This is a genomic window from Cellulomonas sp. WB94 (assembly GCF_003115775.1).
Taxonomy (GTDB): Bacteria; Actinomycetota; Actinomycetes; order Actinomycetales; family Cellulomonadaceae; genus Cellulomonas_A.
Genome location: NZ_QEES01000002.1, coordinates 2,560,581 through 2,574,081 on the forward strand (window position 1 = coordinate 2,560,581; position 13,501 = coordinate 2,574,081).

A 13,501-nucleotide genomic window follows, 5' to 3' on the forward strand; every position below is an offset into this window, starting at 1 on the left:
CGGTCAACCGTCCGTCCATCTGAACTCACCCAAGGAGTCCCGTGCCGGCAACCGAACGCGCCATCGAGCTTGCCATCGCTGCAGCCCGCGCTGCAGCCGACCTCAAGGCAGACGAGATCATCGCCCTCGACGTGAGTGCGCAGCTCGTCCTCACCGACGTGTTCCTCATCGCCTCGGGTACCAACGAGCGGCAGGTCAGCAGCATCGTCGACGCTGTCGAGCGTGCGCTGCACCTGCTCGGCGCCAAGCCGCTGCGCCGCGAGGGCAACCAGACCGCGCGCTGGGTCCTGCTGGACTTCGGCGACATCGTCGTGCATGTCCAGCACGCGGAGGACCGCGTGTACTACGCGCTCGAGCGACTGTGGAAGGACTGCCCGGTCATCGAGCTGCCCGCCGACGTCCGGTCGGGGTCCGGGACCACCGAGTGACCGCGGGGCGCGTGCTGCTCTGGCGGCACGGTCGCACTGCGCACAACCTGCAGGCCAGGCTGCAGGGGCAGTCGGACATCCCTCTCGACGACGTCGGCCACTGGCAGGCGCACACGGCGGCCGCGGCCATCGCCGCGCGGTACCAGCCGACGCGGATCGTGGTGTCCGACCTCGTGCGCGCGCGGGTCACAGCCGACGCACTCGCGTCGATGCTGGACCTCGAGCCAGTGGTCGATGCGCGCGTGCGTGAACGCTCGTTCGGCGACTGGGAGGGCATGACGGCGACGGAGATCGCCGAGCGGTGGCCTGCCGACCATGCTGCCTGGGCGCAGGGCGGCGAACCGAACCGCTCGGGCGGGGAGTCCCGCGCGGCCGTCGCGGCTCGCATGGTCGAGGGCGTGATGGCCCATGCCGATGACCTCGGCGACGACGACACGCTCCTCGTCGTCTCGCACGGCGCGGCGATCGGGCTCGGCGTGGCGGGGCTGCTCGGCCTGCCGCCGGACTGGCGGGGCATCGTCGGGGTCAGCAACGCGCACTGGGCCGAGCTGCGGCTCGGACGCGGGAACCTGGGGCCGACGTGGCGGCTCACGGGCTACAACCTGGGGCCCACCGACGCCTCCGCCGACTGGGATGCGGGACCGGACCGCGAGGTCCGGGACCCCGATTAGCGCTCGGGGCGAAGTTCCGCCTAGACTTCACGACGCCCGCAAGGGTGGTGGTCCTCCCTCCGGGGTGGGTCACGGGGCTGTGGCGCAGCTGGTAGCGCACCTGCATGGCATGCAGGGGGTCAGGGGTTCGAATCCCCTCAGCTCCACCCGATCGAAAGGGCCGTCCCTCAGGGGCGGCCCTTTCGCATGCCCGGCGGGCGCCCGCAGGACGCGGACCTGCGCACACGGGTAGCGTGCAAGGCGTGAGCGACAACGGGTACGGCGACTTCGAGTTCGAACGCCGGTTCTTCGTCCGCGACCTGCCGCGTGAGCTGCTCGACGAACCCGCCCCCGTCCTGATCGTCCAGAGCTACTTCATGGCCGAGCAGGGGTACGCGCTACGGATGCGGGTGCAGTCCAGCTCGGCGCGCGTCGAGCTCGACGGGACCGAGGACGAGCTCGCGTTGCTCGACGACCTGGGGAGCGAGTTCGACTTCTGCGCGCTGACCGTCAAGGGGCCGATGATCGAGGGCACCCGGTACGAGGCGGAACGGGAGATCGACCTGTCGGTCGGGCTCGAGATGATCAAGCTCGCGGGGTCACGGATCATCAAGAACCGCTACGCGATCTGGCTGGGCGGGGACGGCTGGGTCGTGGACGTGTTCGGCGGCCTGAACCGTCCGCTGATCATCGCCGAGTGCGAGCGGGGGAGCCCGGTCACCGACCTGCACATCCCGGCGTTCTGCGTCACGGAGGTCACGGACGACCGCCGGTTCGCGAACGACGGGCTCTCGAACGCGCCGTTCTCGACGTGGAAGGACGCGTTCGACGCCGAGCTCGCCGCGAACGGTCCGCACTTCCTGGCGGGGCTCGGGCAGAACTTCTTCGACTCGGGGCGCGTCCCGCACCAGGGGCGCGGGTAGGGCTGCTGCTCAGGCCGCCGTGGTCGGCGTCGCGAGCATCTGCAGGCGGTCCTCAGGGTCGATCCGGCGCAGCACGGCGGTCGCGATCGCGTCGAGCTGCGCGATCTGCTCGGGGGTCAGGGCGTCGATGACGGCGTCCCGGACCGAGCGCACGTGCTCGGGAGCGGTCGCGACGACCTTGCGCCATCCCGCCCCGGTGAGTGAGGCGTTGGTCGCGCGGCGGTCGTCGGCGCAGGTCCGCCGCTCCAGGTACCCGCGGGCCTCGAGCCGGGCACTGACGTGCGAGAGCCGGGGCAGGGTCGCGTTGGTCCGGGCCGCGAGCTCGCTCATGCGGAGCGTCCGGTCAGGCGCCTCGGAGAGCTTGGCGAGGACGAGGTACTCGTAGTGGCTGAGCTCCGCGGCGCGGCGCAGCGGACCGTCGAGCGCGCCCGGCAGCAGCTCCACGACGGCCTCGAGGCGCGTCCAGGCGCGCAGCTCGTCCGCGGTCAGCCAGCGCGTGTCGTCGTCCATGCCAGCCAGTGTAGCCGGTTAGTTGACAGATCAACCATTCGAGGAGCATAGTAGTTGAACCAACAAGTAATCCCGGAGGAAGACATGACCACGTTCAGCATCCTCGGCGCCGGCTCGATGGCGTCCGCGATCGCCACCGTCGCACTCAAGGGCGGTGCGACGGTCCAGGTCCTCGCCCGCGACCCGCAGAACTCCGCAGCAGCCGTCGCGGCCCTCGGTGCCGGCGCGACGAGCGGCCGGTTCGGTGACGAGCTGACGGGCGACGTCGTCGTCCTCGCGCTCCCCTACGGTGCCGTTGCCGACATCGTTGGGCAGTACGCGACCCAGCTCGACGGCAAGGTCGTCGTCGACATCACCAACCCGCTCGACTTCACGACGTTCGACGACCTGGCCGTCGCCGCCGGTACCTCGGCGGCGCAGCAGATCGCCGCGCTCGTCCCGGGTGCCCGCGTCCTCAAGGCCTTCAACACGAACTTCGCAGCGACGCTCGCCACCGGCACGGTCGGCGGCGCGACCACCACGGTGCTCGTCGCCGGGGACGACGCCGACGCGAAGGCGACGCTCATCACGGTCCTCGAGGCGGCCGGTCTCGGTGCGGTGGACGCCGGCTCGCTCAAGCGCGCGCAGCAGCTCGAGGCGCTCGGCTTCCTGCAGCTGACGCTCGCGGTCGGCGAGAAGATCGCCTGGGCCGGCGGGTTCTCGCTCGCAAGCTGAGCCTGGCGGTGTCCGTCGGGCGGTGCGGGGCGCCAGACTGTCGGTGCGCCCCGTGCCGTCCGGCCCGGGTGCGGCTCGCCGCGAGGGAGACGACATGCCGGCCTGGATCGACCACGCGATCTGGTGGCACGTCTACCCCTTGGGCTTCACCGGGGCGCCAGCGGCCGCCCTTGCGCCGGGCGAGCTGGTGCAGCACCGGTTCGCCCACCTGACCGCGTGGCTCGACTACGCGGTCGAGCTGGGGTGCAACGGCCTGGTCCTCGGACCGGTGTTCGCCTCGGCGAGCCACGGGTACGACACGGTCGACCACCTGCGGATCGACAGTCGCCTCGGGGACGACGACGACTTCGACGCCTTCCTCGCGGCCGCGCGCGAACGCGGGGTGCGGGTCGTGCTCGACGGCGTGTTCAACCATGTCGGCCGCGACCACCCGCGCGTCGTCCAGGCGCTCGCCGAGGGGCCGGACTCCGCCGCGGGGCGCTGGGTGCGCTGGCGCACCGGCATCGACGGTGTTCCCGAGCTCGACGTGTTCGAGGGCCACGGGGCGCTCGTCGCGCTCAACCACGACAACCCCGACGTCGCCGACCACGTCGCCGACGTGATGACCCGCTGGCTCGGCCGGGGGGCCGACGGCTGGCGGCTCGACGCGGTCTATGCGGTGCCGGCAGCGTTCTGGCAGCGCGTCCTGCCGCGCGTCCGCGCCGCGCACCCCGAGGCGTGGGTGCTCGGCGAGATGATCCACGGCGACTACGCCGGGTACGTCGCGGAGTCGGGGATCGACTCCGTCACGCAGTACGAGCTCTGGAAGGCGCTCTGGAGCTCGATCGTCGACCTCAACCTCTTCGAGCTCGCATGGGCGCTGCAACGGCACGACGCCTTCGCCGCGCAGTTCCTCCCGTACACGTTCGTGGGCAACCATGACGTCACGCGGCTCGCCAGCACCGTGACGGACGCGCGGCACGTGACGCACGCGCTCGCCGTGCTCTTCTTCGTCGCCGGGACGCCGTCGGTGTACGCGGGTGACGAGCAGGGCTTCCGTGGGGTCAAGGAGGAGCGGGCCGGAGGCGACGATGCGATCAGACCTGCGTTCCCCGCAGCTCCCGGCGACCTCGCGCCCGACGGGTGGCCGCTCTACCGCGAGCACCAGCGCCTGATCGGGTTCCGGCGTCGCTACCCGTGGCTCGCGCACGCGCGCCTCGAGGTGGTGCACGTCGAGAACGAGCGGCTCGTGCTCGGCGCGAGGTCACCTGACGGCGAGCGCCTCGTCCTGGCGCTGAACCTCGGCGACGAGCCGTTCACCCCGGCCATCCCGTCGGCCGAGCTGCTCCTCCGGTCGGGGGAGGAGCTCTCGCCGTCCACCGTCCCGGGCGACCTCGTCGTCGGCCCGCACTCGTGGGCGATCTGGCGCTAGTCGGAGCCGGCCCCGACGAGGTAGGCGGCCAGGACGACCGCCTGGTTGTGGCGCTCGTCGTGCGCCGAGTAGACGAGGGTGATCCGGTCGTGGTCGGCAGCCAGGCCGCGGAGCTCGGCTGCCGCGGGACTGGCGTCGAGCTCCGCGGTGTACCGCACGGTGAACTCGGCCATGCGCTCGGTCTCGTGGCCGAACCACTGCCGCAGCTCGGTGCTCGGGGCGACGTCCTTGAGCCACAGATCCACCGCGGCGTCGGCCTTGCTGATCCCGCGCGGCCAGATCCGATCGACGAGGACCCGGAGTCCGTCGTCGGGGGCGGGTGGCGCGTAGACGCGCTTGACGCGGACGTCCATCAGCGGAAGAACCCTTGGGTGAGCAGCGTGAAGGTCGTGGAGATCCCGGCCACCACGAGTCCCCAGGTGGCGATGCGACCGCCGCTGGGGCGGTAGTTCTCGCGCACCCAGGTCGTGACGCGGCGCTTTCCGAGGAGGCTCAGGGCCAGTCCGGCGATGCCGAGCAACCCCACCGGGTTCCACGCGAGGCTGACGAGGCCGATCCCGAGACCGGCGATCGCGGCGTTGTTGTGCCCGGGTGCCAGCTCAAGGCCTTCGTAGGGGTCCGGGGGTGCCAGAGCGGGGTCGGGGCGGGTCGCCACGGTCCAGGTGTCACCGTCCCACCAGCGCTGGCCGGCCGGTCGTCGCGGGTCGGCGTACCAGCCGCGGAGACCTCCGGGCGGGGGTGCTTCGTTCATGCGTCCAGTCTGGCGCACGCGTCGTGGCCGGCTGGCGTGCGACGGGGAATGCAGGCCACTAGCCAGAAGTTGAAGCGTCAACTACTATGAACTCAGCCGACCCGAGGAGAACGCCATGACCACCGTCCGCACATCGCTGACCGCAGCCCAGCAGGCCGGCGCGCCGCTGATCGCGCGCCCCGACTCGATCGCGGCCGGCACGGGCATGGACGCGGTCACGCTGCTCGTCGAGGACCTCGACCTGCAGACGCGCTACTACCACGAGGCCCTGGCGCTCGACATCATCGAGGACCCTGCCGACCGCCTCGTCGCGGACGGTCGCCGGGCCGTCGTCACGCTGGGCCGGGGCGGCACACCCCTCGTCGTCCTGCGCCACACGCCCGGACTGCCGCGCCCTGCGCGTGGTCAGGCCGGCCTGTACCACACGGCGATCCTGTTCGACGAGCAGGCCGGCCTCGCCGCGACGCTCGCCTCGATCGCCGCGAAGGCCCCGAACACCTACATCGGGAGCGCCGACCACCTCGTCTCGCTCGCGTTCTACTTCACCGACCCCGAGGGCAACGGCGTCGAGCTGTACTGGGACCGCAGCCGGTCCGACTGGGCCTGGACGCCGGACGGCCACGTGCAGATGGACGCGCTGCGACTCGACCCGAACGCGTTCCTCGGTGAGCACCTCACCGAGTCCGGCATCGCGACCCCCGGCGCAGGCGAGGCCATCGTCGGTCACGTGCACCTGCAGGTCGGCGACGTGCCCACGGCGCGGGCCTTCTACGTCGACGCGCTCGGCTTCGACGAGACCCTGACGTGGAACGGCGCGCTGTTCGTGTCGGCCGGCGGCTACCACCACCACCTGGCAATGAACACGTGGAACAGCGCGGGTGCGGGTCCCCGCGCGTCGTCGATCGGCCTCGGCGAGGTCGCCATCGTCGTGCCGACCGCCGACGACGTCGCAGCGCTGGACGCACGCCTTGCGCACCACGGCATCCGCAGCCGCAACGACGGCGCGACGCTGCACTTCGAGGACCCGTGGCTCAACCACCTCAAGGTCAGCGTCGAGGGCTGAACCGGCGGCCGCGCCCCGACCGCGGCAGACTGGCCGGAGCGGGCGTCGAGGTCGGGCGCTCCGGCGACGACGAGGAGACACCATGGCAGCGACGCAGGACATCGTCATCGTGGGCGCCGGGCTCGCGGGGGCCAACGCCGCCGCGTCGCTGCGCATCGAGGAGTTCACCGGGCGGATCATCCTGATCGGCGACGAGCCGTACCTGCCGTACGAGCGCCCGCCGCTCTCGAAGGGGTACCTGCTCGGCAACGACGAGCTCGAGACCGCGTTCGTGCACCCGGCCGACTGGTACGCCGAGCACGCCGTCGAGCTCCGCACGGACGTCGAGGTCGTGGCGCTGGACCGTCCGGCGCACGAGGTCGTGCTGGCCGGCGGTGAGCGCGTGCCCTATGGCAAGGTGCTGCTCGCCACCGGGTCCGAGCCGTTGCGGCTCGACGTGCCCGGGGCCGACCTCGCCGGCGTGCTGACGCTGCGCCGCATCGAGGACAGCCAGCGCCTCAAGGACGCCTACACGCGCGCGTCCAGCGTCGTCATCGTCGGCGGTGGCTGGATCGGGCTCGAGACCGCGGCAGCCGCCCGTGCGGCGGGCCTCGACGTCACGCTGCTAGAACGTGGTGAGCTGCCCCTGCTGCGCGTCCTCGGCCCCGAGGTCGCCCCCGTCTTCGCCGACCTGCACCGCGAGCACGGCGTCGACCTGCGCACCGGCGCCGTCGTCGCAGAGATCCTCGGGGTCGATGGCGTGGTCACCGGCGTCCGTCTCGGCGACGGCTCGACCATCGACACCGAGCTCGTCGTCGTCGGCGTCGGCATCCGTCCCCGCACCGAGCTCGCCACCGCCTCGGGCCTCGACGTCGACAACGGCATCGTCACTGACGAGCACCTGCGGACCTTCGACCCCGACGTGTTCGCGGCGGGTGACGTCGCCAACGCGATGCACCCGCTGCTGGGGCGACGCCTGCGCGTCGAGCACTGGGCGAACGCGATCCGCCAGGGCGAGCTGGCCGGGCGCACCATGCTGGGTCGCGACGACGTCGACGACAGGCCGCCGTACTTCTTCAGCGACCAGTACGACCTGGGCATGGAGTACACGGGCTACGTGGAGCCAGGTGACGCCGACCGCGTGGTGTTCCGGGGCGATGTCGCCGCGCGCGAGTTCGTCGCGTTCTGGCTCTCGGGGGACCGCGTGCTCGCCGGCATGAACGTCAACGTCTGGGACGTCGCCGACATGATCGACGTCCTCATCCGCTCCGGTCGATCCGTCGACGTCGCCCGGCTCACCGACCTCGCTGTCGGGCTCGACGAGGTCTGAGCCGGAGGCGCGCGTGCCGCCCCTCAGCCTGCCATCGCGGCGGCTGTGTGCTCGGGCGGGACCTCCTCGCCCCGACGCACGGGGCCTGGGGGAGTGCCGTCGCCGAACGGACGGCCGCCCAGCGCCGCACGGCCGTGCGGCGTGAGCCACCCCGTCAGGTCGGGACCGTCCGGCACGATCTGCGTCGGGTTCACGTCCGTGTGGACCACGTAGTAGTGCCGCTTGATGTGGTCGAAGTCGATCGTGTCCCCGAAGCCCGGCGTCTGGAACAGGTCGCGCGCGTAGGCCCAGAGCACCGGCATCTCGGTGAGCTTGGACCGGTTGCACTTGAAGTGCCCGTGGTAGACGGCGTCGAAGCGCACGAGGGTCGTGAACAGCCGCACGTCGGCCTCGGTGATCGTGTCACCGACGAGGTAGCGCTGCGAGCTCAGCCGCTCGGAGAGCCAGTCGAGGCGCGCGAACAACCTGCCGTACGCCCGGTCGTACGCGGCCTGCGAGCCTGCGAACCCGCAGCGGTAGACCCCGTTGTTGACGTCCCGGAACACCGCGAGGGCAACAGCGTCGATCTCGTCACGCAGGTGCTCGGGGTACAGGTCCGGCGCGCCCTCGCGGTGGAGCGAGCGCCACTCGGTCGACAGGTCGAGGGTCATCTGTGCGTAGTCGTTCGTCACCACCTTACCCGACGACACGTCCACCATCGCCGGGACCGTGATGCCCCGCTCGTACCCCGGGAACCGCGCGAAGTACGCGTCCTGGATCCGCTCGATGCCGAGCACGGGGTCGACACCGCCAGGGTCGAGGTCGAACGTCCACGAGCGACGGTCGTGCGTGGGCCCGCAGATGCCCATCGAGATCGCCTCCTCGAGGCCCAGCAGCCGCCGCACGATCACGGCCCGGTTCGCCCACGGGCACGCACGCGAGACGACCAGCCGGTAGCGACCCGCCTCGACCGGGAAGCCGTCGCGGCCGTCCGCCGTGATGCGGGTCGCGATGTAGCGCTGGTCGCGGGTGAACTCGGTGCCCGGCGTCACGTAGGCCCCCGTGGTGCTGTTCTCGTCCGTCATACGACGATCTTGCCCGCCCGCTGTCAGGTGCGCGGCCCGGTCGACGTCACATGGCGGTCGTCCGGGTAGCGGGTGTGGTGGTCAGCAGCCGGGGCCGTGGGGGTTGGTGAGGCAGGTGTCGGCGACGAGGTGGGTGCGGCGTTCGACGACGGTCAGGGCCGGGTGGGTCGTGGTGGTGGTGGCGGTGCCGGTGATGGGCCGCCAGGTGGTGTCTCCGGCGATCTGGTAGGTGCCGGTCCAGGTGGTGGTCAACGTCAGGGTGTAGGTGCCGGGGGCCTGGTAGGGGTGGCCGTGGGACCCGGCCGGGTAGACGCTGCCGGGGGTCGTCGGGGGCGTGCTGCCGTCGGTCGGGTAGGGCAGGCCGGGGTCGGGGGTGTCCAGGGGCGGGGTGTCGTCCCCGAAGTCCCAGCGGTAGGTGGTGGGGGTGGCGTGCACGGTGACCGGGTAGCCGAGCAGGGTGGTGGTCAGGTCGACCGGGGTCGGATCGGCGCTGACGATGACCCCGTACCCGACCAGGACGTACCCGGTGCCGGGTTGCACGGTGGTCGCGGTGGGGGTCAGGGGCAGGCGCCGGAAGTCGGCGGTGGTCAGGGCGGGCAGGACGTCTTGAGGGCAGGCCCCGGCCGTGAGGTACGTCCAGGGGGTCCACGCAGCGGTCGCGCTGGTCCGGGTGCGGGTCCACAACGGGTCCAGGGCGGTGACCCCGACCCCGCAGAACACCGCGGGCACCGCCCCGCTCGCGGCCCCGCACGGACCGTTCAACGCGGTCGTCAACGGCACCGTCGTCACGTTGCACTGCACGCCCCGGGCGTACTCCTTCAGCACCGCCACCGGGTCACCCGCCGCCACCGCCACCGCATGCGCCGCCACCTCGGCCTGCCACTCGCGCGCCGAGAGTTGATAGGCGCCCCCGTTGGCACCCACACCCACGTCCATTGCGGCGGCCGACGAGCCGACACCGAACGCGACACCCGCAAGAATCAGGACCGAAGCCAGGGTTCGCACTACTCCTCGATGAGGTCGGCCTGGGCCTCACGCACCAGCCAGCGGCCAGAGTCGCGGACGACGTTCATGTGGATGTGTGCAACCTTCGTCGGCAGTGACTCCTCGACGACGGTCCCTGCCTTGTCTACGACCTGCCAGGGGCCCTGGGTGAGCTCGAGGTCGACGTCGAAAAATGCGCCCCGTGTCACCTCGATGCCGGTTGCGGATGCGATGGATGTAGCCAAGCCCTCCTGATGCTCAGAGAGACCGACTTGCCGCTCCACCTCATCCGCCAGTCCGGCACAGAAGATGCACTCAGGATGGCTGAGGCTGTTCCAGTCGCTGATGTCGCCCGTGTTTAGGGCATAGGGATACAGCTCGAGGAAGTACGTGGCCGTCGCGATGGCACCATCGACATTGACGGTGTCCATCGCGGCCGGACGCTCGGGCTTCGGCGTTGCCGTCGGGCTGGGCGTGGCGGCCGCGGTCGGTGTCGTCGAAGCGACGACCGTCGGGACAGAGCTCGTCGAGGTGGCCACCGGGGCGGAGCCGCCGGACGAGCAGCCACCGAGCAGCCCGAGCGCCAGCACCGCCGCGAGAGCAAACCTGACCGCGCGCGAGGAGACGACGTCGGGCACGGGCAGGGTGCGGGGCATGCCCGAGAACCTACCGATAACCACCCAACCCGGTCAGCCGATCTCACATCCCTGTGGATGAGCTTCAGAGCCTGGTCCGCCGCGCGGACGCGATGCCGGTGCCGCCGCCGACTCGCCGCCTACAGTTGACCGGCCATCGCCGTCGACCCCAGGAGCGCCGTGCCGCACCATCCCCGCGCACGCCGCGCCGCCGTGCACGGTCGGCGTCAGGCGGCGGCAGGTATGGCTGCGCTCGTGGCTCTGGGCGTGGGTGCGTGCACGACCGGCACCCCCGTCGAGCGTGCGCCGAGTCCGAGCGTGGCGCTGAGCGCGACTGCGTCACCGACCACGGCGACCCCCACCGCTGCACCGACGCCCCTCGTCGTCCCCGTCGAGACGCGCCCGCCCGGCGGACCGGTCACGCTCGTTCCCGACGCAGATCCCGAGACGACCGCGATGGCAGCGAGCCGCGCGCTGTACGTCCACGCGCCGACGGTCGTGCTCGCGCCCGTGAACGACGTCGCCGCGCAGCTGACCGGGGCGTCGGCCGCCGTGGGCCTCGGCGTCCCGCTGCTGCTCACGGGCGGGACCGTCGTCGGGGCGGACGTCGCGGTCGAGCTCGACCGTCTCGGAGCGGACGTCGTGCTGGCGGTGGGCTCGGCCGTGGTGCCCGCGGGAGTGGCAGCCGTCCAGCAGGCTGTGGGCGACATCCCCGGCGCGGCCGCGATCGCGTCCGGGGCGGCCGCGCAGGTCGTCGAGCCCGGTCTCGAGGTCGCGGCGGTGGTCGGGCTCGCGCGGCCGGCCGTGGCGACCCTCGTCGTGCAGGGCCAGGACGTCGCCGCGGCGCCTGCGATCACCCCGACTCCTCAGGACATGTCGCTGTGGCTTCCTTCCGAGCCGACGGGTGCGCCCCGCCCGCCGCGTCCGCCCGCCCCGCCGGTCGTCCCGGCGTTCTCTCCCGCGGCCACGCCTTCGGGGACGCTCGTCCTGACCGACGGCGCGCCCACCCACCTCGCAGCGCTGGCGACGGCGAGGGCCGCGGGCGTCCCGGTCCAGGTGGTGCCGGGCGGCGACCCGCGGCTGTTCGCGACAGCAGTCGACGCGCTCGGAGTGGTCAGGCCGACCGCGGTGCTGGCGCTGGGCTCGGTGTTCGGGACACCCGAGCTGCTCGCAGCGCGCGTCGCGGCGGCCGCCACCGGTGTCCAGCTTCCGGGCGGCGGGCAGCTCGTCTTCCCGACGGCGCCAGGCGTGCCCGGCAAGCGGTACGTCGCGCTGTACGGGTCGCCCGGGACTCCCGGTCTAGGGGTGCTCGGCGAGCAGGACGACGCCGCGACGGTGGCCCGGGCCGAGGCCACGGCGGCCGAGTACCGTCCGCTCACCACTGACACCGTCGTCCCGACGCTCGAGATCATCGCGACGGTCGCCTCAGCCGGTCCGGGGTCGGACGGCAACTACTCCGCCGAGCGTCCGCCGGCCGAGCTGCGGCCGCTGATCGACGCCGCCGGGGCTGCGGGCATGACCGTCCTGCTGGACCTGCAGCCCGGTCGGACCGACTTCCTCACCCAGGCTCAGCAGTACGCCGAGCTGCTCGCCCTGCCGCACGTCGGCCTGGCGCTCGACCCGGAGTGGCGGCTCGCGCCGGACCAGGTGCACCTCCGGCAGATCGGGAGCGTCGGGATCGACGAGATCAACGCGACGGCCGCGTGGCTCGCCGACTTCACGCGCGCGCGGGCACTGCCCCAGAAGATGCTCGTGCTGCACGAGTTCGCGCCCCGCATGATCGTCGATCGCGAGCGACTCGGCCTGAGCCGGGACGAGCTCGCCGTCGTGCTCCACGTCGACGGGCAGGGTGGGCAGCCCGCCAAGGCCGGGACGTGGGCGCGACTGCAGGAGGGGGCACCGGCCGGCGTCCGGTGGGGCTGGAAGAACTTCTACGACGAGGACTCGCCGATGCTGGACCCCATCCAGACGATGGCCGTGCAGCCGATCCCCGACCTGGTCACCTACCAGTAGCCCTGCGCGCGCCCGCGGGGTCGGTGGGTGCCACGATGAGAACGAGGGCGGGACGTCGCCCAGGGTGAGTGAACTCGGTCCGCCCCGAGGAGGCCGTCATGGCCGGGCAGAAGAACGTTCACGTCGACGGGCACAGGTCTCGGTCGGTGGCCGTGACCTGCGTGGCAGCCCTCGCCCTGATCCTCGCGGGGTGCACGACGGGGACCGGCGGTGAGCCGACCCCGACCACGACCCCGAGCCCGAGCGCCACGCCGAGCGTGACCGCGTCGGTCACCCCGAGCCCGTCACCGACCGTCTCACCGACGAGCGCGCCGGTCGTCGTGCCCGTGTACTTCATGATCGACACCCGAACGGGGCTGCGGCTCGCGCGCGAGCAGCGCGCAGTCACGGGGTCAGACCCGATCCGGGCGGCCGTCGAGGCGATGATCGCCGGACCGACCGACCCTGACTACACGACCACCTGGAACCGTACGACCACGGTGCTCGGCACGAGTCGCGTCGACGGTGCGATCGTCGTGGACCTCTCGGCCGACGCGCGGACCGCGAACGTCGGGTCGGCGGGTGCGGCTCTGATGATCCAGCAGCTCGTCTACACGGCGACCGGTGCGGCAGGCGATCCCGGGACGCCGGTCCTCCTGCGGATCGACGGCAAGCCGGCAGGCGAGCTGTGGGGTGTGGTGTCGTGGGATGCGCCGATCACGCGTGAGGACCCGATCTCGGTGCGGCTGCTTGTCCAGATCGACTCCCCGGTGCAGGGCGCCCGAGCGACCTCGCCGTTGCGCGTCACCGGCGAGGCCGCGGTGTTCGAGGCGGTGCTGCACTGGGCCGTGCGCGACGCGAGCGGCGTCGAGGTCTCGTCGGGCGTGACGATGACCGCCGAGGGCCAGACGTTCGCCCCGTACGCGTTCGACGTCGAGCTGACCCCGGGCGCCTACACCGTGGTGATCACCGAGGACGACTCGTCGGACGGGGAGGGCGGCACCCCGATGAGCGACTCCCGAGCGGTGACGGTGACCTGACGGCGGCGTGCCCCGACCGGCCCGAGC

The 13,501-nt window shown here is 72.1% G+C and carries 16 protein-coding genes and 1 tRNA gene; 10 read left to right on the plus strand and 7 right to left on the minus strand.

Going from position 1 to position 13,501, the window contains the following annotated elements; all coding sequences use genetic code 11:
* Positions 1-41 precede the first annotated feature (41 nt).
* From rsfS to DDP54_RS12965, 4 genes are all read left to right on the plus strand, one after another.
* A complete protein-coding gene (gene rsfS, locus DDP54_RS12950; protein ID WP_109132082.1) occupies positions 42-428 on the plus strand; it encodes a ribosome silencing factor in 387 nt (128 codons plus the stop codon).
* Positions 425-1,099 carry a histidine phosphatase family protein gene (locus DDP54_RS12955; RefSeq protein ID WP_109132083.1) on the plus strand — a complete coding sequence of 225 codons (675 nt, stop codon included), beginning with the start codon at positions 425-427 and terminating at the stop codon, positions 1,097-1,099. Before rsfS ends, DDP54_RS12955 begins: the two co-directional genes overlap by 4 nt.
* Before the next feature lie 73 nt (positions 1,100-1,172).
* A tRNA-Ala gene (locus tag DDP54_RS12960) sits at positions 1,173-1,245 on the plus strand.
* A 96-nt stretch (positions 1,246-1,341) separates the two neighbouring features.
* Positions 1,342-2,001, plus strand: a complete 660-nt coding sequence (locus DDP54_RS12965; RefSeq protein WP_109132084.1) for a CYTH domain-containing protein — start codon at positions 1,342-1,344, stop codon at positions 1,999-2,001.
* Positions 2,002-2,010: 9 nt separating this feature from the next.
* On the opposite strand, the gene DDP54_RS12970 is transcribed toward DDP54_RS12965, so the two are convergent.
* Positions 2,011-2,511, minus strand: coding sequence for a MarR family transcriptional regulator (locus DDP54_RS12970; protein ID WP_109132085.1), 501 nt, complete (start codon positions 2,509-2,511; stop codon positions 2,011-2,013).
* Positions 2,512-2,595: 84 nt separating this feature from the next.
* Between DDP54_RS12970 and DDP54_RS12975 the strand changes: the two genes are divergently transcribed.
* Together DDP54_RS12975 and DDP54_RS12980 are read left to right on the plus strand one after the other, a co-directional pair.
* Entirely contained in the window at positions 2,596-3,225 is a 630-nt protein-coding gene (locus tag DDP54_RS12975; protein WP_109132086.1) for an NADPH-dependent F420 reductase, read from the plus strand.
* 94 nt (positions 3,226-3,319) lie between these two features.
* Positions 3,320-4,636 (plus strand): alpha-amylase family glycosyl hydrolase, encoded by a 1,317-nt coding sequence (locus DDP54_RS12980; protein WP_109132087.1) that lies wholly within the window; start codon positions 3,320-3,322, stop codon positions 4,634-4,636.
* Here DDP54_RS12980 and DDP54_RS12985 read toward each other — a convergent pair.
* Positions 4,633-4,989 carry a DUF488 domain-containing protein gene (locus DDP54_RS12985; RefSeq protein ID WP_109132088.1) on the minus strand — a complete coding sequence of 119 codons (357 nt, stop codon included), beginning with the start codon at positions 4,987-4,989 and terminating at the stop codon, positions 4,633-4,635. The genes DDP54_RS12980 and DDP54_RS12985 overlap by 4 nt on opposite strands.
* Positions 4,989-5,387 (minus strand): DUF2510 domain-containing protein, encoded by a 399-nt coding sequence (locus DDP54_RS12990; protein WP_109132089.1) that lies wholly within the window; start codon positions 5,385-5,387, stop codon positions 4,989-4,991. Before DDP54_RS12990 ends, DDP54_RS12985 begins: the two co-directional genes overlap by 1 nt.
* Before the next feature lie 205 nt (positions 5,388-5,592).
* Here DDP54_RS12990 and DDP54_RS12995 point away from each other — a divergent pair, with 205 nt between their 5' ends.
* Complete coding sequence (locus DDP54_RS12995) at positions 5,593-6,450, plus strand: VOC family protein (protein WP_109132593.1); 858 nt, start codon at positions 5,593-5,595, stop codon at positions 6,448-6,450.
* 82 nt (positions 6,451-6,532) lie between these two features.
* Positions 6,533-7,759 (plus strand): FAD-dependent oxidoreductase, encoded by a 1,227-nt coding sequence (locus tag DDP54_RS13000; RefSeq protein WP_109132090.1) that lies wholly within the window; start codon positions 6,533-6,535, stop codon positions 7,757-7,759.
* A 23-nt stretch (positions 7,760-7,782) separates the two neighbouring features.
* Here the strand turns inward: DDP54_RS13000 and DDP54_RS13005 are convergent, their stop codons facing one another.
* The 3 genes from DDP54_RS13005 to DDP54_RS13015 all read right to left on the minus strand — a co-directional run bounded on the left by DDP54_RS13005 (position 7,783) and on the right by DDP54_RS13015 (position 10,463).
* Positions 7,783-8,823 carry a glutathione S-transferase C-terminal domain-containing protein gene (locus tag DDP54_RS13005; RefSeq protein WP_109132091.1) on the minus strand — a complete coding sequence of 347 codons (1,041 nt, stop codon included), beginning with the start codon at positions 8,821-8,823 and terminating at the stop codon, positions 7,783-7,785.
* A gap of 81 nt (positions 8,824-8,904) precedes the next feature.
* Positions 8,905-9,828 carry a hypothetical protein gene (locus DDP54_RS18430; RefSeq protein ID WP_109132092.1) on the minus strand — a complete coding sequence of 308 codons (924 nt, stop codon included), beginning with the start codon at positions 9,826-9,828 and terminating at the stop codon, positions 8,905-8,907.
* Complete coding sequence (locus DDP54_RS13015; protein ID WP_146192430.1) at positions 9,828-10,463, minus strand: DUF6318 family protein; 636 nt, start codon at positions 10,461-10,463, stop codon at positions 9,828-9,830. The genes DDP54_RS18430 and DDP54_RS13015 overlap by 1 nt, the downstream gene beginning before the upstream one ends.
* A 159-nt stretch (positions 10,464-10,622) precedes the next feature.
* Between DDP54_RS13015 and DDP54_RS13020 the strand changes: the two genes are divergently transcribed.
* On the plus strand, positions 10,623-12,455 hold the full coding sequence (locus DDP54_RS13020) for a hypothetical protein (RefSeq protein WP_242448395.1): 1,833 nt from the start codon (positions 10,623-10,625) through the stop codon (positions 12,453-12,455).
* A 118-nt stretch (positions 12,456-12,573) separates the two neighbouring features.
* Here DDP54_RS13020 and DDP54_RS18210 read toward each other — a convergent pair whose 3' ends face one another.
* Entirely contained in the window at positions 12,574-12,792 is a 219-nt protein-coding gene (locus DDP54_RS18210) for a hypothetical protein (RefSeq protein ID WP_158274521.1), read from the minus strand.
* Between DDP54_RS18210 and DDP54_RS13025 the strand changes: the two genes are divergently transcribed.
* Positions 12,791-13,474, plus strand: coding sequence for a Gmad2 immunoglobulin-like domain-containing protein (locus DDP54_RS13025; RefSeq protein WP_158274522.1), 684 nt, complete (start codon positions 12,791-12,793; stop codon positions 13,472-13,474). The genes DDP54_RS18210 and DDP54_RS13025 overlap by 2 nt on opposite strands.
* The last annotated feature ends 27 nt before the right edge of the window (positions 13,475-13,501 follow it).